Below are 18,363 nucleotides of genomic sequence, written 5' to 3'. Positions count from 1 at the left end.
TCTGATCTAATTTTTAACCACGATAAGTTCCGCTTTTGCCCCGGTAAGAAGGTTCCATTCCTTTTTGGCCAGCTGATCCCCTTTCTCACTCAATACTCTTAATTCAGCAGTATTAGGACCTGAACTACCCTGGTTCAATGCCACGAACTGAATGCTGTTGAAACCATCCTGAAGCGTCACTAAAATTGGTTGGTAGCCCGCGGTAAGGTTTACACTTCTAGCCACAAGCGCACCATTTACAAAGATCTGTACCTTGTCACCATCTATATACTGATGGTCCCGGCAATAAACTTCAACGAATTTTCCTTGGGTCACCACACTTCCCAGGCTCTGGTCTCTCCTGTACTCTTCTTTGATCTCGTTATCTTTGCTCCATTTCTTCTTGATCACATCTGCCTCGGTCATAAGCCCGTTCGGATTCTCGCGAAGGTCTATGGGTTTTGGTTTTTCTTTTAAGAACCTTGACTCAGTTTCGGCCTCCTCACGTTTAAGAATAGGGAAACCGCTAGAAGTAGATTCTTCAGCCCTGATGATAGGACCTGTATTTGTGGTCCGCGGAATTTCAACCTGGGCAGATGCAGCCAGGCTTATGCCGAACATCCCTAGAAAGAGTAATTTGATCTTCATTGTTGTTGATTGAAGTTTAGACTATCAATATATCAAAAATACAGCCAAAATATTAAAGTTCGTCAATCCCGGTGTTAGTTATCCTGTATTTCAGGAGGTAAGGCAAAAAAAAAACCGGGAACTCTAAATGAGCAACCCGGTCATAAATTTTTTGCTAACTGCTATTCTTCCGGAAAATCGGGATTGGATTTCACCTCTTCGATTTGCGCGGTATGTCTTTCGGTATGACCTACCATAAACAATAAGGTTTGATAGGCATCTATCTTTCCAAAAGGAAATTCATTCACATAATTACGCATATCCACGTCTGTACTTTTCAACCAGTTCGTCATCTCTTTCCGGTGATCATTGAATTCACTAAGTGCCTCATCTGCACTCATAAATTTTCCAGAAGGCACGAACTGGTCCTGGGTCTGTATTTTCGAACTACGATCGGTTATCAATCCCAGTACCTGATCATCGGTCATTTTTACTTCTGCTTTTTGGTCCGGGGTCTCCCCGCTTTCTATCTTTCCTTTTAGCATTCCTTCAAGGGCGCCCTCTACAATGACGATGTGCTCAACGATCTCTGCTATAGACCAGCTATCATCATCTGGTTTAAATTGCATTTGCTCTTCAGAAAGATCTTCCACGCTCATTTCCAGAGATTCTTTTGTTTCCTCCAGATATTCATAAATGTCGGGGCTTTCCATTGCCATTAACTCAATCCCGTACCAGGGATCCAAGTTTTTACCGGCATCTTTTTTACAGACATAATCTGAACTAAAAAAGGCCAGGCTTAAAAAAGTGATTAGAATTTTCATATCTATAAATTAAAAATTTTAAACTTCAGTATTATTAAAAATTCAGCCAGTCGCTAAGCTTTCTTTTTCAACTGTGTCACGTAAGTGCGCAGTTCCCTGAATTTGGAGTCATCCTTTTCTGAAAAAATATATACATCGCAAAAGGCATATTTCTTTTTCTTTCCGGGTTCCACATAGAATTCCACGATGCCCTCCACCACCGATTTTTCACCGGCATTGATGATATCTTTCACCTTGATCTCGGTAGGTCCGCCATGTTTCATACGATCAAGGGATTTCTCGAATTCTTTCTTACCAGAAATATCTTTTTCACCAATGATCTTCCAGACGATATCGTCGGTAACGCTTTTGGCAAGGAACTCCACATCGCAATTCGCAAAGGCTTCGTTCAGTTTTTTGATCAACTTATCTCTTTCTTTCATCACTCAGTTCTTTTGTTCAATAAGCGATAAAATATTACCGGCAGGATCCTTGAACCAGGCAATGGCGGGGGTATCTATCCCCCGATGTATACCCTTTTCATTGGTTTTTATCTTGCCATCATATTTTTCGAATTCTACCCCTTTCTGGCTCAGTTCTTCTACCTGTTTTTCAATATCTGTTACATAGAAGTTCAATACTGTAAAATCTGCCGGCATATGATCTTCTTTTGGGTAGATTAGTACAGAACAGTGTTCGGGGTCCAATTCCAACAGTCCCAGGCGGTTCTCATTATATTTTAGTCCAAGTACTTCCCCGTAGAATTCCTTGGCTTTGTTCATATCATTTGTGGAGAAAGAGGAGAAAGCATCACAATTACTAACCATAGAACTGATTTTAAGAATGTTACCACATAAATTTACATTTTTATTTTAAATTATTTAGAAATAAGATTCAGGCAGCAGTTTTTTAGCATTCTAATACAAGAACCTGAATCTCAGTAAAGTATTTTAGGGTTTATTTGCAGTTGCCATATTCTCTTTGGAAAACCTTAAATTTGAAAACTCAAATATTAAACCCAGTTCAAAATGAAGGTTCAGGAAATCCTTAAGACCAACTCTATCGCCAGCAAATTCATTTCTCAATTGAGAGATACCGGCATACAGGCAGACCGTATGCGGTTTCGCAGGAATATCGAAAGGCTTGGTGAGATAATGGCATACGAACTGAGCAAGGAACTTCATTACGAAGCCAAGGAGGTAAATACTCCTCTGGGTAAGGCAGAAATTAACCTGCCAAAGGATGAGCTGGTAATATGCTCTATCCTGCGTGCCGGGCTGCCATTGCACCAGGGAATTCTGAACTATTTTGATGATGCTGAAAATTCTTTTATTTCAGCATACCGACATCATCCCGATAACGATGAGAAATTCGAGATTTTGGTAGAGTACCTGGCCTCACCTTCCCTGGAAGGAAAAACTCTTGTACTGGCAGATCCCATGCTGGCCACAGGAAGATCCTTTGCCAATGTGCTTAAGGCACTCGAGCCTATGGGTAAACCAGCAAAGATCCACTTGGTGTCAGTAATTGGTTCAGACGAAGGGGTGGAATATTTAAAATCTGAATTTCCTGAAGATTCCAAACTCTGGATAGCGACCATAGACCATGAACTGGATAATAATGGTTATATAGTTCCAGGCCTTGGAGATGCCGGTGATCTTTGTTACGGCAATAAGCTTCAGCATTAAAAAGGATATCCTATCGCGAAATTGAAGATCGGGTTTCCAAAATCGTAAACCCAGCGTTCCCCTTTAGGCTCCCGTGGATCGTGCATCGGGAAGGCCAGATCGAACCTAATTACAAAACTTTGGATATCTACCCTAAGGCCGGTACCAATACCTATCCCAAGTTCATTCATAAAATCTGAACCGAATTTACCTGTACTTCCGGAGACATTGGTGGTTTCAGGATTGGCATCTGAAGTCCAAACGTTCCCCGCATCCACAAAGAAAGCTCCGTTCAAATAGGTTACTATGGGAAACCTGTATTCGGCATTGGCCTCGAGGCGAATATTCCCGGTTTGGTCTCGATATCCTATATCATTATCGTCTGGATTATCTGGATCATCATTTACATCGGACAGGAGGTTTTCAGCATTAGGATCAAAAGTTCCGGGCCCAAGAGACCTGGTCCTGAAAGCCCTCACGCTGTATGGTCCACCGGAAAAATATTGCTTACTAAAGGGCATAACTTCTGAATTCCCGTAAGGATGACCATAACCGGCAAAAAGCCGGGTGGCGATCACCTGCTCCTTGGGCATCCTTAAGTGATACCTTAGGTCTATATCCAGTTTGGCATATTGGGCATATTCGAGGCCTAGCACTTCCTTGTTACCATCTGCGGCCTCCTTGCCAAAAAGGCTCATGGTGTTCCCAGCCATGTCAAAATTGGCGTTAAGGAAAAAAGCATGCTGCTTTTGAGTATCTATAAGACCGTTGTAGATAAAGGAATAAGTTAACCCGGCAATGAATTCCTGGTCAAAACTGCTTTCCAGGAAAGGATTATCATTAAGGATATCCTGGAATTCTTCGGTAACATCTGTAAGCCTCACATAATTAAGGCTAATAGGATTGAATTCGTGGGTCACATAACGATTAGCATTCCAGAAATAACCAAAGGAGGTATTCGCCGAAGCGAGCGTGAATAACTGGCTTCGCCTTAGATAATCTGCGCCCAGGCTGATCTTGGTCTTAGGAATATCATATTTAAAAAAATTGTTGTTGATCTTTACCGGGAATATAAGCCGCGGAATTATAAGGTCATTGTCCAGGCCTAATTGCACGGAATTCCTGCCGGGGGTATTCCCATTCCCGAACTGAAATTCATAGCCTACATTCAAAGAGGTATTGAAAGTTTCTCCGCCTTTAAAGAGGTTACGGTTGGTAAAGGTAAGTGCAAGGTGCGGACCGGCGAAACTGTTAGACTTGGTAAGGGCCTGCAGTTCTGCCCGGATAGCCCTTTTCTTTAACGGAGAAAGGAATATGTTTGCTTCCAGAAGTCCCAGGCTATCGGTAGCCAGGGTGTCAATTTCATCGTACCTTATATTCACGAATTTATACACTCCTATGGTCCCTAGTCTTCTGCTGGTATTCCTGGACTTAACCGGGTCGTATTTATCACCGGTCTCAATTAGGATATAGGGATCCAGGTATTTAGGTTTAAAGAATATATCTTCCTGCAAATAATTCTTCTCATTATAACGGTCGTACCCACGCTTGAGGGAATCTTCATCTACGTTGTAATTAGGATAGACATTTACATTAGAGATCTGGTAAGGGATCACAGATTTTGGTGGAACATCCTTCTTAAGCCTTAGATATAGATCGAACCTTTTTTGATCGTATTGATTCGTGTCGGCCTCGAAGATCAGGAAACCGGGATTGAAGTTATAATATCCCGCTTTCTTTAGATGCTGGTCTATACGTTCACGTTCATTCTTAAGTTTCGGAAGATCAAAACGCCCCCCTTTTTTCAATAGGCTTTTTTCCAGATTATCCTGTATCTCCTGGTAAACCAGCAGGGAATCTGATTCCAACTGATAGGTCTCCATCTTATAGGGAGCAGGAACATTTAGTTCGTATAAAGCACGACCGGTTTTTGCATCTTCGTCCTTTTCAGTTTCAGAACTGGCCCGGCTATAGAAAAAACCACGATTTTCCAGTCGGTTAATTAGCAGGTCTTCTGTATTGGCAAGGTCTACATCAGATAAATAGACCGGCTCCTCCCCTATCTTCTTGTTCAGGAATTTATTGATAAAACCGGGTTTCTCCCGCTGGGCCTTATAATAAAAATAAAGGCCGGGGTAACCGCCCAGGAATTTAGAATTGGGTTCGGGTCTAAGAACTTCGGTAAGTTCATTTTTTACCTTGCCTTTTTCGGTAATGCTGGTATCTGATTCTATGCTGAGTTCTGCCCCGGTATAAAGAAACTCATCTTCGGGAATGAACTTCCTCACGCTACAGGCCTGAATAAAGCCAAAAAGAATCAAAATAGCGGCTGTATTTTTAAAACTAATTCTCATTTTCAGAACTTTCTTGCTTTTCAGATTTGTTCTCTTTTTCCTTGCCCACCTTTTCCATTACCGCCTTTTCGAACATATTCTTGAATTTATTGAATTCCTTGGTAAATATCAGGGCGATCCCGCTCACCACCAGCTGCCCGTCTATCACGTTCTCATACTGGCTTTTACTGAATCCCTTCAAACGCCACACCCCGCTCCTATCCAGTAAATATGAGATGCTCACATTCCCTATCACCGGGCTGGTCTCCTGCCCTTCCTGGTTACCTCCCTGGATATCTACTTCGCTCCCAACTTCTACGATCAACCTATCTTCCATAAAGGCTTTCTGGGCGCTGATGCCTAGCTGGGTCCTGTCTTCGGGATTCTTACCCTGGTAATCGGTAAAACTATCCAATTCAAAATTCAGCTTCACGCCGCTCTCTCCGAGTATTTTGCTGGACAGCATGTTCAACTGGTCAGACAATGCTGAATTAAGATTGTCCCGGGCTACGGAAAGAGTTCCACCCTGGCTGCCATCGCTCCCCGAATCCGGGAAGAAACGATTGAGCACAAGCAGTGAAAATACCTGCTTATTGAGTTCAGCTTCCTGGTTGTTCAATTGTTGCACCCTGCCAAATACCTGCCCGCCAACAGCTCCCTGAGCATCCTGAGGCATATCGAGATTGAAAGTGATCTTAGGCTCCATCAGGTCACCTTCTACTTTCAGATAAACCAAAAATGGTAATTCCTGGCGATATCTCTGGGTAATTTGCGGATCTGTAGCAGATAAACTTGTGGCCATAAGAGATGAGGCCGAAGTTTCTACCCTGTAGATGGCCCTTACGTCCAGCTGCGCATCCAATGGATCTCCAGCCCAGGAAACACGGCTGCCATCGGCTATATCGAACCTGCGTTTTACCAGGTTATACAGGCTTACTTCGTAGAAACCGTCATTGATATCATAGATTCCGGTTAGAGCAGTACGCCCGTTAGGGTACATATTAAAAATAAGATCCCCTTCGCCCTGGACCTGGAACTTGTCGCCGGTTTCCGGATTAAGGATGACGTTAAAAGTGGCTCCTTCGTCTACCGTGAGCCTGGAAAATATATCATAACCAGAGATCACGTAAGATTCCTCCTCGGTTTCAGACAGGATGGCGTACGGGTCTTCTTTATTTACAAAGATCACTACTCCATCTCTTTCCTTGATCTGTAATTCGGTTTCGGGGATCACATAGGTGAAATTGGTACTCTCCTTAATATCCAGGTTCATATCGATCTCGGGAAGGTTCAGGTCTCCTTTTATACTGGCGTCCACATCTATTACCGCAGTTCCGTAAAAAAGGTCGTTATCCTCCTTTGTTGAATTCAACAGTCTGAAATCTTCTGCGTTCACCTTGAGGTCAAAACCTGGATTCAACAGGTTTTTTGTAGAGACCTCGCCATTCAATACTACCGAATTCTTATTGGTATCCTGTATATTAAAATTGCTGAAATATACTCCGTCATTATCCAGTCGAAGACTTTCATCTGGAAGAATAAAGGCAGCGTTAAGCACCGCTATATTGAATTTTGCCTGGTTGAAATCAAGCCTGCCATCATATTGTGGCTCCAGAATCGTCCCGTCCAGACTGATATTACCAGAAAAGGAACCACTGCCGTTCTTGATCTCACCCTGGGAAAATCCTTCAAGCGCGCTCATTTGAACCTTGTTAAGGTCAAGGTTCATGTCTATTTTTGCCGAAGGGTCTGCTGCGGTATAGGTGCCCTGAAGATCAAGGTCTACTTCTCCTCCCTTAATGGCCATATTAAAATCGTATTCACTAAAACCGGAGGAATTCCCTTCCAGGCTCAGGGTATTCAGGTCAACGCCCATCACCTTAAACTGGTTTATCTCCATATCTGCGAGCAAACCTGTCTCTCCAAAAGGTTCCTCGTAAACTACATTTCCATTCAGCTGCCCGGTAGCGAGTTCATTTTCCGGGTTCAAATAATTAAGAAGGGCCGCGAGTTTAAAATTCCTGAAATCCAAGCTTAGATGTTCCTTTTCAATTCCTGGTTTATCATTGCTCAATTGCATTTCCTGGTCGTTCCTGAACAACCTGAAATTTTCAAAATCCAGATATTCTGTAGCGAAGCTAATTTGATTGCCACTGTCGATATCCCACTGTTTCCGGTTAAGAATAAGCTCCTGCGGGTTTATATGAAACTTTAGGGTATCCCCCTGGAAGTTAAGAACAGAATTAACGTGAACCAGTTGTTCCTGCTCATAAATGGATGAAAAGTCCAGCGCCAGTTTACGATCTACAACTTCCCCCGTAAGAATTGTCTTTTTGATGGCCAGCGGCCCGGAATTAAGCTCATTGAAAGCCAGGTCGAACTTCAGGTCATTTGGGTCTGAACGCATTTCCAGTCTAAGACTGTCTACCTGGCTACTGTAATAGTTTATGTAGGGAATGGATACCGAAGCATCCAGGCTTCGCTCCTTTTCCCTAAAATCTATATTGATATTCACGGTATCCAGTTCTTCCAGGTTTACCAGGAACACTTCATTTAGTATGGGTGACTCATTGATCTGAACATCCAGGTTAAGGTTCACCGGATTGTTAATACTGTCTTCCTGGAAATCTTCAGAAATATATCTCCTGAAATGCCGGTCTATGGCCGCGGTAAAATCGCCCGGGCTGGCATTAGACCTAAGATCAAGTTCAAGTATGCGGTTATTTACGCTTACCGAAGTGGTATCCTCGCGTACATAGGCTTTCGCATCGAAACTGCCTAACAGGTAGGTTTCGTTATTATAAACAGAAACTCCATCTATGATCTTTGCTTCCAGCTCATATGCCGTAGAATTCCCTTTGTACCAGCCATCGAGCTTAAAACCGGTTTTAATGCTTCGCTGGGTGATGCCCAGCGCCTCGAGATCTGCGCCTTCCAGGTTAACCTTATAATCTATTCTTGGAGAAACTGAATCTAATTCTACCCGTGTCTGTGCATCCAGGTTCAAATTCTCATCTTTGTAATTAAGGCTGATAGGGCCTTTGCCTTTTTCCAGCTCGCCGTTGATCTCAATTTTTCTGAACTCATAACCATTGTAGGTAAAAGACCCTATTTCAGATTCAAGTTTGGCATCAAGATCTTCCAGTGAATTACCGCTACCTGAGGCTGTTACTTTCAGCTGAATTTTCCCCAGGGCCTCATTTTGAAGCAGGTTACCCAGGGCGATACTGTCTCCCTGAACCTTGGCATCAAAAACGATCCTGTCCCCCATGTTGAACTTCCCATCCAGCTTTAAACTGCCTTCAGAAGTTGTGAGCACCGAATTAGTCTGTATGTTGCTTGGAGTTCCTTTTATACTTCCCTCGAAGGCGATATTTTCGGGGAGCTTTAATCCCAAATCTTCTTCCTTTACGAATTTAACAAGGTCACTACGGCTTGACCTGAGGGAAACATTTGGCAGGTCAAAGATCAGGTTATCAGGATCCTGCAGGTTCATGATCTGTCCCCTTCCTGAAATTCGGGTATTATTCCAGTTGATATTTACCGGGTTAATATTAAGAATATCAAGATTTCCATTTGCTTTAATATTACCCAAAACCGGGCTGGCGGCCAGTGACCTGAGATAATCATTTTGTTTTAATGAGGGTTGAAACCTGAATATTTCATTGACATCCAGTCTAAGATTATTTAGATCAAGGTTAAGGTCGGCTTTTTCCGGCTGATTGATAAATCGAGCCAGGCTACCATAATTTGCGGTAAAACTTCCCTGCAGGATATTAGAATTTAAGCCAATATCCAGGCCGTCTATGTTAAATATAGTATCGCTAATACTGGCTGCGATCTTGAATTCGTTCAGGTTTATACCAGAGCCTTCCTTGAACCGGAATTGTTCAATTTCTACCTCGGCCTTCTTATTTTCATAAGAGATGCCGGGAGATCTAAAGACCAGGCTGTCCAGGCTTATAGCATTGGGATCAAATTCGCCTTTTTTCACCTTAGCTTCATTCAGGGAATACTGAACCTGGTTGTTATCAATGTCTATCTCTCCAAGCTTTAATTTCCAGTCTGGCCACTGGAACTCTGAAGTTTGACCGGAAACCTGGTTTGTATCTGTCGCCGTTTGTCTCAGCTGAAGGCTTACCCGGGAATCGGCAAAGCGTAAGGCATTGGTTTTAATTTCGTTGTTCTTGAGGTCGAAGTCTCCATTTTTTAGGCTGAACTCATTTAAGGCAACTTCTGAAGAAAGGGAATCCGGCTGGGAATCATATTTTAAATTAACCTCGTTTAACTCGAAGTCTTCTACGCTCAATATTGGCAAGGGAGGCGGTTCAGAATCAGATTCCGGAAAAGGCCTGGTTTGTACGTAATTAATATCTGCCTTTGAAAGTTGGACTTTATCTGCCCTGAATACCATTTGCTGTAGATCGGTCTTAGAGAACTCCAGCTGCAGGCTTTGAAACTTAACTTTGGTATCTATCCCGCTAACATCGTCTCTATAGGCAATATCGAAATCTTTAAGGTCTATATTCCCAATATTAATAGACATCGGGGCACTTGTGGTATCGGTCGACTGAGTCTGGGTAGTGTCGACTGCATAAGGCTCGAGAAGAAATTCGTAGTTAAAACCACTTACAGAATCTTTTCGGATAACTCTAGCGGTGAGTTTATTTGCCTCCAATTCATCCAGACTAAAGCTGTTTCCCTTAATAAGAGGCAATAACGGAATATTTGCCCTAAGGCTGCCGGCATAGGCGATCGTATCACCCTGCAGGTCTAAAATAAGGAGATCATCTAACTGTATATCCCCGTCAAATTGTATAAAGAGTTTATCGAGACTTATCTCGGCCCCGGTTTTATCTTCGATCGAGCTTATCAACTTATCCTTGATGATATTCTGCCCCCAGGGACTGCGTACAAATAAGATGAGCAGCAGAATTAAAATCAAAATACCCAGGAAGATCTTCCCCAGGATTTTCAGGACCTTAATTAGCTTTTTTTTCTTATCTGACAATTAGCAGGATTTAGGATTTCTCAAAGTTATCGTTTAAGAGCCGTTTTGCGAAACCTCACTAAATCAATTTCTTATAAACTTGTGTTAAATACTGGCCTTTTAGAGCTTGTTTTTACTGGGTTTAAAGAGAAATTTTACCTGAAAAGTGTGGAGATATTTTACACATAATCGAGCAAATTCCACAGTTTTCAAGCTTTTAATACCAAGGGATAAAAAATGTATGAATTGTTATTTTCAGGCATTTCTGAGCCATAGCGCCTGCACTTCAGAATACTGATAAACAAAGGGTTTGCAGGTATTTTTGACATATTCAAGAAACTATTCAGGAGTTTAAGAAAGTTATCATTTTCAGCATATGGCATTATAATAGTACTTCATATTGCGATTAGTCAAACTAAATAATTAAGCAAAAACAATTAAAAATCAATCTATGAAAAGAGTAATAACTGTAACGGTACTGGCAGCAAGTATGCTTACTTCTTGTGTTTCTAAAAAGAAATACGTTGCCCTTGAAGGTGAACTTAACGATACCAAGAGTACATTACAGAAAACCCGCGTTGAAAAAGAAGAGATCGAAGAGAAATACGCTCTTATCGAGCAGCGTGTTGCCGATTATAATGCTAAGATCAATTCCCTGAGAACAGAGAACGAGGGTATGATGGAAATGAACGACCTAACGGTGATGTCTAAGAACACCAAAGCTAAAATGCGTAGCACCATCGCAAAAATGGATCCTGAGAAGGTTAAAGGCGCTGAAACTTTAGAAGATTCTATCAACCTTGCGGTATCTTACAACCTGAAGCAAAACATTTCTGAAGGGGCAGATGAAGATGATATCGACATTAGCGTTGATGAAACTGTGGTAATGATCAATGTTTCAGACAAGCTTTTATTTGGAAGCGGAAGCTACAGAGTAACTAAAGAAGCTCAGCCATTACTGAAAAAACTTGCTGAAGTTATCAATAGCGAACCAGCAATGGAAGTTATGATCGAGGGTCATACCGATGATCGTACCATGGTAAAAGATTCTTACCTTAAAGATAACTGGGATCTTAGTGTTAGAAGAGCAACTTCTATCGTAAGACTATTACAGGACAAATATGATGTAGACCCGGCTAAACTTATCGCTGCAGGTAGAAGTAGCTACCAGCCACTAGTTGAGAACACCAACAAGGAAAATATGGCTAAGAACCGTAGAACCAGAATCGTAATTATCCCTAACCTGGATAAATTCTTCGCGATGTTGGAAGGTGATGCAGCTGTAGCTAAGAACTAAGATATTATATACTCTATATTTAAAAAGGGAAGGCATATTTGCTTTCCCTTTTTTTGTTTTTTGGCTTTAACTGGAATTTAACCCGGCCTTTAGATTAATTGCCTGAATATTATTTAAATTATTGTTCAAACTAAAAAAACAGATTATGAAAAAGGAGGTTAACAGACCGAATGAAGAAGCCAAAGGATCTAATTCTGAAGATTTACCTTATAATCCTGAAGTTACCAGTGAGGATAAACAGGCTTTAAATGAAAAAGGTCGCAGTATGAATAAAGGACAGGACAAGGACCTTGATCGTAAAAGAGAGGTAGATTTCACAGCTGTAGAAATGGATGTGCCCGCAAGTAACGAATCTAAACCAAGGAAAAAGTCTGAACTGGTCGACGAGGAAAATATGCAGTACAATCAAAAAGGAGCAAGACCCGATCACAAGAAATCTTCAGATCATCCCAGGTTTGATGAAAAGATTTAAAAAAGACAGCCGCTATTTTATAGCGGTTTTTTTATACCAGGTAGTAAAGAATTGAACTTACGGTCAATCCTAAAATGGAGATGATGCCCGTCATCAATGTCCATGACCTGAAAGTTTGTTTCTCGCTAAGGCCAAGGTATTTTCCTACCAGCCAAAATCCGCTATCATTTACATGAGAAAATCCGGTGGCCCCGGCTGCTATAGCGATCACGATCAATGCGGTTTCAGAAGGAGAAAGCGCAGAGGAGATTAAAACCGGGGCGGTAATCCCGGCGGCAGTGATCATCGCTACTGTTGCCGATCCCTGTAACAACCTGACGAGTAATGCAATAATAAATCCAAAGAAGAGAGGGTTTATAAATGTCCCTTGAAGGGATGCTGCGATCATTTCCCCTGCTCCAGTCCTGATCAATATTTGCTTAAAGGCTCCTCCTGCTCCTGTAAGAAGAATGATGATCCCGGCTGCTTCAAAGGATTTCATTGCAGTTTTATTCAGAAATTCCTTTCCCGCTCCCCTTTTAATCCCAATAAAATACCAGGCCAATAAATTAGCGATGATCAAGGCTGTAAAGGGATGCCCCAGCAGATTGATCAAATAGAGCCAGTATCCAGAAATAAAATTTTCCGGAAACAAGGCGCTGGTTAAAACAGTATTCAGCACAATAAGGAAAATAGGGACAAAAATGATGGAAATGATAAGATCCGGAGAAGGAAGGTTTATTTCATCCTCGGTATTTGCGTTGCTAAATGAAGGAGGTTCAATATACAGTCTTTTGGACAGAAATTTTGCGAAAATGGGTCCGCTTAATATTGCTACAGGTATACCAGTTATTATCCCAAACAGGATGACCCAACCCAGGTCTGCTCCTAAAATATCGGCCACCGCTATGGGGCCAGGGGTCGGCGGAATAAAAGCATGGGTAATGCCAAGCCCGGCAAGTAAAGGCATGGCATAAAGCAACAACGATTTCCCAGTTTTTTTACTTAGGGCATAGGTTATTGGAACAAGGATGATAAAAGCTACATCAAAGAAAACCGGGATAGCCACGAGGAAACCGGTAAGCATCATCGCCCAGGGGGATTTACTTTCACCTGTTTTAAGAATTAAATATTTCGCCAGACTATTTGCGCCACCAGATTGCTCCAGTATGCCCCCAAATAAAGCTCCCAGGCCTACAACAGTAGCAACAAATCCTAAGGTGCTTCCCACACCTTCCTGCATGGTCGTCAAAATTTCGGTAGCTGGCAATCCCGCGAAAATTCCAACCAGGATACAAACGATAAGCAGGGCCAGAAAGGCCTGGATCTTAAGTTTAAGAATCAGGAATAATAGAATGGCTATCCCCCCAAGAACGGCGAATAAGATTTGTACATCCATAAATTACTCCTGTTTCCAGTTAGTATGAAAATACTCTCCTCTTGGTTTATCTGTCCTTTCATAGGTATGAGCGCCAAAATAATCCCTTTGTGCCTGTATAAGGTTTGCCGAAGTTTTATCCCGGGTAAAACTTAAAAAATAATTCAGGGCCGCAGAGCTCACCTGCATGGGACACCCACGTGATATTATCCTGGGAACGTTCCTGATAAAGGAATCCTGATATTTATTCATTTCTTCCGCGATCTCTTGGTAAAGCAATAGATGCCTGGTCTCTGCCGAGGTATAAATTTCAGAAAGATCTTCCATAAAAGCCGATCTAATGATACAGCCATTTGTCCAGATCCTGGCAATTTCAGATAGATCCAAATTCCAGGCATATTCTACAGAAGCTTTTCTTAACAATTCAAAACCGATACTATGGTTAATAATGGAAGCAGCTTTATAGGCCTTATAAAGTTCCTCAGATGAAATTTCAAAATCTTTGCACAGGGGCATTTTATAAAGACTGCCGGCCTGGTTTTTTAATTCTTTAAAGGCAGAAATATTCCTGGCGAAAACGGAGGCAGTTATTGTGTCCAGGGATACCCCCACCTCGAGTGCTGCAAGAGTGGTCCAGCCACCGGTACCTTTTTGACCTGCTATATCCAGTACTTTATCCAGCAAATAATCGTTCGCTTCTTTTTTGATCAGAATGTCGGCCGTGATCTCCAAAAGGAAACTTTTCTCTTTTTTGTTCCACTCTTTAAACAGCGCGGAGATCTCTTCCGGCAACCAGTTCTGGAAAAACCTTAGGAAATAATAAAATTCGGCAATAAGTTGCATTTCGCCATATTCAATTCCATTATGAAGCATTTTAACATAATGGCCTGAACTTCCCGCGCCAATATAGGTACAGCAGGAATCACCTTTCCTGTCTTTAGCTGCCATGTCCTTAAAAATATCCTTTATCAGGTTATAGCCGTCGATAGAGCCTCCCGGCATTATTGAAGGTCCGTTCAAGGCCCCTTCTTCCCCACCGGAAATTCCGACCCCCAGGTAATGAATTCCCGACTGAGCTAATCTTTCATACCTTCTTTCAGTATCTTTAAAATGGGAATTACCGCCATCCATTACAAGATCACCGGGACCTATAAAATGAATCAGTTTTTTAAGCATCTCATCAACAGGAGGTCCTGCTTTGATCATCAAAAGTATTTTCTTTGGAGGTTTAAGATTCAGAACAAAATCTTGAAGATCTTCAAAAACATGAAAATCGAATTCACCTGAATTCTTAGCGGTGAAATTCTTAACCAGATCCTTTTCTTCCTCGCTTTCCTGGCGGTTATAAGCAGCAACTGAATAACCTTTACTCGCCAGATTGAGGGCAAGGCTTTTACCCATAACCCCAAGACCAATGATGCCGATCCCAGGCATTCTAAGTTTTTCGATTATTTCCTTTAAAGACTCCTCTGGAGAATTCTCCACCTTTATATGTATTCCATAATCTGGCGGTTCCAGGATATCGTACTGTGACCTTAAAAGACTGGGATCGAAAAAGTGCAGTTTGCGTTTGTTGATCCTGTCTGCTATTATACTGAAATCTTCATAAAGAAAGATCCACTCCAGATCATTTTTAGTATTGCCTGCAAGCTGTTTCCGGTATTTCTCCTTTAGGGCAGAGCAAGCCAGAACCCCTCCACCTGAATTTTGCCATTCAGGAATTAGTGAACTCATTCGGGCAAGCCATTCTTCCCTGTCCTCGTCATTCAGGGCAATCCCATTTTGCATCTTTTCGATATTGGAAGCGGGATGAAAACTGTCAGCATCATAAAAAGGTACAGAAAGTTCCTTGGCCAGCATGCTGCCGAGGGTGGTCTTTCCTACCCCTGAAACTCCCATTAAAATGTATACCTTGCTCAAAATCTACTTATTTTTTATTCTGTAAAAGGTAATCCAGAGAATATTTACCGGGGCCGGTCATGGCAATAACCGTAAAACACACAAGATAAAGCAAAGGAAGCTCCTGTTTAGAAAACGGATCTTCTATGTGTACTATAAAAACCGCAACAGCCATGGTAAGAATGACGGGGATAGCGGCAAATCTGGTTAGAAAACCAAGTATTACAAATATGGCACATACGAACTCGGCAAATACAGCAAGCGCAAAGGTGATTTGTTCTCCCAGGCCAACGGGATCAGCAAATTTTATCTCTTCGGCAGTAAAGAAATTGAGAAATTTAGGAAAGCCATGGCTAAACATTAAGACGCCTATTCCAATCCTGAATATTAGCAGGGCAAAATCCATGTTGGCAAGATTGATATTGGTTTTGTAAGCTGTGGACATATTTTTGATTTAATTGGTTTAGAATATTCTATAAATCCGCGGGTCCTAATCGTATTTTATGCTAAGGATCTTCAATTTTCTTACTTCACTCCCCAGTTTAAAATCTACCTGCTCCCCGATCTTCTTTCCGGTAATTGCCCTTGAAATTGGTGCTACAAAGGCGATCTTTTGCTTTTTGATATCAGCTTCATCCACGCCAACGATCTGGAATTTCTGTTTCAGCCCTTTTTCCAAATATTCAATCTCCACATGAACACCAAACCTAACTTCGTCCTTGGGAAGGTCTTCCGGAGTTAACAGCCGTGCTGAATTGAGGCGCTCGCTCAAGAGTTTGATTTTCCCATCAATCAGGCTTTGCTCCCTTCGTTTTTCGGTCTCATTTTCAGCAAATACGTTAGCCCGCTCATGTTCAAGTTCCTCCAGTTCCTCTTTTAGTTCCTTTAGCCCGTTTGCGGTCACGTAATTGGTTTCTCCAGCGGGCAATGCCGCCCGGGGTGGAACTAATAATGGTTCTTCCTGGTCTTCTTCCTTGACAAATCCTCTGCTCATTTCTGAAAATTTAACTGTAATCTATGAAATAAAAGTCAAAGGGATAGAATTTGATATTTTCTAAGTCATAAATCTTTCAGAAAGAAAACGAGATAATAGAACTTAAAGTTATTTTTATAAGTAATAATGAAGAACCATGACACTCGAGATCATCATTCTATTTGCGATAATCATCACGGTGATTTTCCTGTTTGCCCTGGAAGTATTCCCGGTAGACAAGATCGCGTTCTTCATTATGGTAAGCCTGCTTTTGACCAATCTTATAAGCCCGGAGGAAGCCATTTCCGGATTCTCAAGTCCCGCGACCATTACAGTTCTTGCCCTGATGATCATCGCAGTGGGGCTTGAGGATAATGGTGTGATCGACTGGCTGGCCAAAAGTCTGAAAAGGCTCAGGGGATTCCCCCTTTTTCTTATGGTACCGCTTTTCATGTTCATCGCCGGCGGGATCTCAGCATTTATCAATACCACGGCCGTGGTACTTGTTTTTGTTAAGATCGTGAATGAACTAAGTGAAAAATACGATATCCCAGCTTCAAAATTATTACTGCCAATTTCTTTCGCAGGTATTATTGGCGGAAGCTGCACCTTGATGGGAACCTCTACCAACCTTATCGTGAATGCCGTGGCCATAGAGCGCGGGGTGGAAAGATTCAAATTCTTTGAATTCACCTGGCTGGGAGTTATCTTCCTGGTCATTACCATTGCGGTGGTAAGCCTTATGATCAGTTTTCTCCCGAAAAAGCAAAGCATGCTGTCAACTGTTTATGACCTGGATGAATTCATAACCCGGGGAATAGTGACAAAAAATTCACTGCTAATTGGCAAGAGTATAGAAGAGGTTTTTGGTGGTGAAGAGGATAGCATTGAGGTGATAAGGCTTAAAAGAAATGCCGTGATCAATGAGCACCCTGGAAAATACACTACTTTGAAGGAAGGTGATCAGCTTTTACTACGGTGTAATATTGAACATCTAATCAAATTAAAGGAATCTGGAGACCTCACTATTATTAAGAATATCGAACAGGAAATCGAAGAAGATATTGAAACTGAAACCAATCCCGAGGAAAATATCCAGGTGGTGGAATTGCTGATGCTTCCCAATTCACCGCTTATCGGAAAAAGTATCAAGACAGTAGGCTGGTACGACCTCCATGGTGCGGTGCCGCTGGCAATCAGGAAGCGGCGTAGTTTCAGGAATCCTGGGAGGAGGATATTCGACCGGAAATCTGATGATATCGAACTCAGGGTTGGAGATCGTTTACTGGTAGAGGTCACTCAAAAAGACATAGAGAACCTTCGAAAAATGGAAAACGTAAGTATACTCAGAGAGTATTCAGACATCAGTGTACCAAGCCTATACAAGCGGAATCTTACCTTTGGCATCTTGTTACTGGTCATCGGGCTCTCTGCTTTTTCGATTTTCCCTATCCTTAAAAGCGCCCTTATTGGCTGTTTTTTAATGATCTTTTTAAAATGTATCGACCTTGGAAAGGTATATTCTCAGGTCAACTGGCAGATCATTTTCCTTTTAGCAGGAATGATCCCCCTGGGGGTGGCCATGAGCAATACAGGTGCCGACCAGTGGATCTCAGACCAGTTATTAATGCTGTTCGATGATAAAAGTGATATTGTGATCATGGGCCTACTCTTTTTCGTAACTATGTTCCTAAGCGGATTTATTTCTAATAATGCCACCGCGATCATTATTGCCCCTATTGCCATTACTATAGCCTCCTCCCTACAACTTGATCCAAAGCCTTTTATACTTTCGGTTCTATTCGCCGCAAATTTCAGCTTTTTTACCCCGGTAGGCTACCAGACCAACACAATTATTTACGGAATGGGGATCTACAAATTCAAACATTTTCTCATCATTGGAGGCGTACTTTCACTAATCCTCTGGATTACCGCTACCCTTCTGCTTTCGGGACAACTGTAAAAT

At 42.0% G+C, this 18,363-nt stretch carries 14 protein-coding genes; 4 read left to right on the top strand and 10 right to left on the bottom strand.

Annotation, left to right across the window (positions count from 1 at the left end):
• Positions 1-6: 6 nt before the first annotated feature.
• The 4 genes from FLP08_RS09365 to FLP08_RS09350 form a co-directional block, all read right to left on the bottom strand.
• Positions 7-627, bottom strand: coding sequence for a hypothetical protein (locus FLP08_RS09365; RefSeq protein ID WP_156276254.1), 621 nt, complete (start codon positions 625-627; stop codon positions 7-9).
• Between the two features lie 161 nt (positions 628-788).
• On the bottom strand, positions 789-1,430 hold the full coding sequence (locus tag FLP08_RS09360; protein WP_156276252.1) for a DinB family protein: 642 nt from the start codon (positions 1,428-1,430) through the stop codon (positions 789-791).
• Between the two features lie 53 nt (positions 1,431-1,483).
• Positions 1,484-1,852 carry a nuclear transport factor 2 family protein gene (locus tag FLP08_RS09355; RefSeq protein WP_156276250.1) on the bottom strand — a complete coding sequence of 123 codons (369 nt, stop codon included), beginning with the start codon at positions 1,850-1,852 and terminating at the stop codon, positions 1,484-1,486.
• A 3-nt stretch (positions 1,853-1,855) separates the two neighbouring features.
• The gene (locus tag FLP08_RS09350) at positions 1,856-2,236 is read right to left on the bottom strand and encodes a VOC family protein (protein WP_156276248.1); all 381 of its coding nucleotides are present in this window, start codon (positions 2,234-2,236) and stop codon (positions 1,856-1,858) included.
• 201 nt (positions 2,237-2,437) lie between these two features.
• Here FLP08_RS09350 and upp point away from each other — a divergent pair, with 201 nt between their 5' ends.
• Positions 2,438-3,097: a uracil phosphoribosyltransferase gene (gene upp, locus FLP08_RS09345; RefSeq protein ID WP_156276246.1), complete on the top strand. Its 660-nt coding sequence runs from the start codon at positions 2,438-2,440 to the stop codon at positions 3,095-3,097.
• Here upp and tamL read toward each other — a convergent pair.
• Together tamL and FLP08_RS09335 are read right to left on the bottom strand one after the other, a co-directional pair.
• Positions 3,094-5,430 carry a translocation and assembly module lipoprotein TamL gene (gene tamL / locus FLP08_RS09340; RefSeq protein WP_156276244.1) on the bottom strand — a complete coding sequence of 779 codons (2,337 nt, stop codon included), beginning with the start codon at positions 5,428-5,430 and terminating at the stop codon, positions 3,094-3,096. The genes upp and tamL overlap by 4 nt on opposite strands.
• Positions 5,420-10,420 (bottom strand): translocation/assembly module TamB domain-containing protein, encoded by a 5,001-nt coding sequence (locus FLP08_RS09335; protein ID WP_156276242.1) that lies wholly within the window; start codon positions 10,418-10,420, stop codon positions 5,420-5,422. The genes tamL and FLP08_RS09335 overlap by 11 nt, the downstream gene beginning before the upstream one ends.
• A gap of 430 nt (positions 10,421-10,850) precedes the next feature.
• On the opposite strand from FLP08_RS09335, the gene FLP08_RS09330 reads away from it, so the two are divergent.
• Both FLP08_RS09330 and FLP08_RS09325 read left to right on the top strand, forming a co-directional pair.
• Positions 10,851-11,696, top strand: a complete 846-nt coding sequence (locus tag FLP08_RS09330) for an OmpA/MotB family protein (RefSeq protein WP_156276240.1) — start codon at positions 10,851-10,853, stop codon at positions 11,694-11,696.
• Positions 11,697-11,841: 145 nt separating this feature from the next.
• On the top strand, positions 11,842-12,168 hold the full coding sequence (locus tag FLP08_RS09325; RefSeq protein WP_156276238.1) for a hypothetical protein: 327 nt from the start codon (positions 11,842-11,844) through the stop codon (positions 12,166-12,168).
• A 31-nt stretch (positions 12,169-12,199) separates the two neighbouring features.
• Here the strand turns inward: FLP08_RS09325 and FLP08_RS09320 are convergent, their stop codons facing one another.
• The 4 genes from FLP08_RS09320 to FLP08_RS09305 are packed head-to-tail and all read right to left on the bottom strand — an operon-like array spanning position 12,200 to position 16,418.
• Positions 12,200-13,546, bottom strand: coding sequence for a GntP family permease (locus tag FLP08_RS09320; RefSeq protein ID WP_156276236.1), 1,347 nt, complete (start codon positions 13,544-13,546; stop codon positions 12,200-12,202).
• A 3-nt stretch (positions 13,547-13,549) separates the two neighbouring features.
• Positions 13,550-15,445 (bottom strand): decarboxylating NADP(+)-dependent phosphogluconate dehydrogenase, encoded by a 1,896-nt coding sequence (gene gnd, locus FLP08_RS09315; RefSeq protein ID WP_202912759.1) that lies wholly within the window; start codon positions 15,443-15,445, stop codon positions 13,550-13,552.
• Between the two features lie 7 nt (positions 15,446-15,452).
• Positions 15,453-15,869 carry a DoxX family protein gene (locus FLP08_RS09310; RefSeq protein ID WP_156276234.1) on the bottom strand — a complete coding sequence of 139 codons (417 nt, stop codon included), beginning with the start codon at positions 15,867-15,869 and terminating at the stop codon, positions 15,453-15,455.
• 45 nt (positions 15,870-15,914) lie between these two features.
• Positions 15,915-16,418, bottom strand: coding sequence for a GreA/GreB family elongation factor (locus FLP08_RS09305; protein WP_156276232.1), 504 nt, complete (start codon positions 16,416-16,418; stop codon positions 15,915-15,917).
• 136 nt (positions 16,419-16,554) lie between these two features.
• Here FLP08_RS09305 and FLP08_RS09300 point away from each other — a divergent pair, with 136 nt between their 5' ends.
• Entirely contained in the window at positions 16,555-18,360 is a 1,806-nt protein-coding gene (locus FLP08_RS09300; protein ID WP_156276230.1) for an SLC13 family permease, read from the top strand.
• The last annotated feature ends 3 nt before the right edge of the window (positions 18,361-18,363 follow it).

Source organism: Christiangramia aestuarii (genome assembly GCF_009735585.1).
Lineage (GTDB): Bacteria > Bacteroidota > Bacteroidia > Flavobacteriales > Flavobacteriaceae > Christiangramia > Christiangramia aestuarii.
Note: the sequence above shows the minus strand (reverse complement) of the source record. Positions and strands in the feature narration are given on the sequence as shown.

Excerpts from the sequence above, each read along its gene's own strand:
- FLP08_RS09350 (WP_156276248.1), bottom strand. The coding sequence starts at position 2,236 with ATGGTTAGTAATTGTGATGCTTTCTCCTCTTTCTCCACAAATGATATG.
- tamL (WP_156276244.1), bottom strand. The coding sequence starts at position 5,430 with ATGAGAATTAGTTTTAAAAATACAGCCGCTATTTTGATTCTTTTTGGC.
- FLP08_RS09365 (WP_156276254.1), bottom strand. The coding sequence starts at position 627 with ATGAAGATCAAATTACTCTTTCTAGGGATGTTCGGCATAAGCCTGGCT.
- FLP08_RS09305 (WP_156276232.1), bottom strand. The coding sequence starts at position 16,418 with ATGAGCAGAGGATTTGTCAAGGAAGAAGACCAGGAAGAACCATTATTA.
- FLP08_RS09325 (WP_156276238.1), top strand. The coding sequence starts at position 11,842 with ATGAAAAAGGAGGTTAACAGACCGAATGAAGAAGCCAAAGGATCTAAT.
- FLP08_RS09330 (WP_156276240.1), top strand. The coding sequence starts at position 10,851 with ATGAAAAGAGTAATAACTGTAACGGTACTGGCAGCAAGTATGCTTACT.
- upp (WP_156276246.1), top strand. The coding sequence starts at position 2,438 with ATGAAGGTTCAGGAAATCCTTAAGACCAACTCTATCGCCAGCAAATTC.
- FLP08_RS09310 (WP_156276234.1), bottom strand. The coding sequence starts at position 15,869 with ATGTCCACAGCTTACAAAACCAATATCAATCTTGCCAACATGGATTTT.
- FLP08_RS09360 (WP_156276252.1), bottom strand. The coding sequence starts at position 1,430 with ATGAAAATTCTAATCACTTTTTTAAGCCTGGCCTTTTTTAGTTCAGAT.
- FLP08_RS09355 (WP_156276250.1), bottom strand. The coding sequence starts at position 1,852 with ATGAAAGAAAGAGATAAGTTGATCAAAAAACTGAACGAAGCCTTTGCG.
- FLP08_RS09300 (WP_156276230.1), top strand. The coding sequence starts at position 16,555 with ATGACACTCGAGATCATCATTCTATTTGCGATAATCATCACGGTGATT.
- FLP08_RS09320 (WP_156276236.1), bottom strand. The coding sequence starts at position 13,546 with ATGGATGTACAAATCTTATTCGCCGTTCTTGGGGGGATAGCCATTCTA.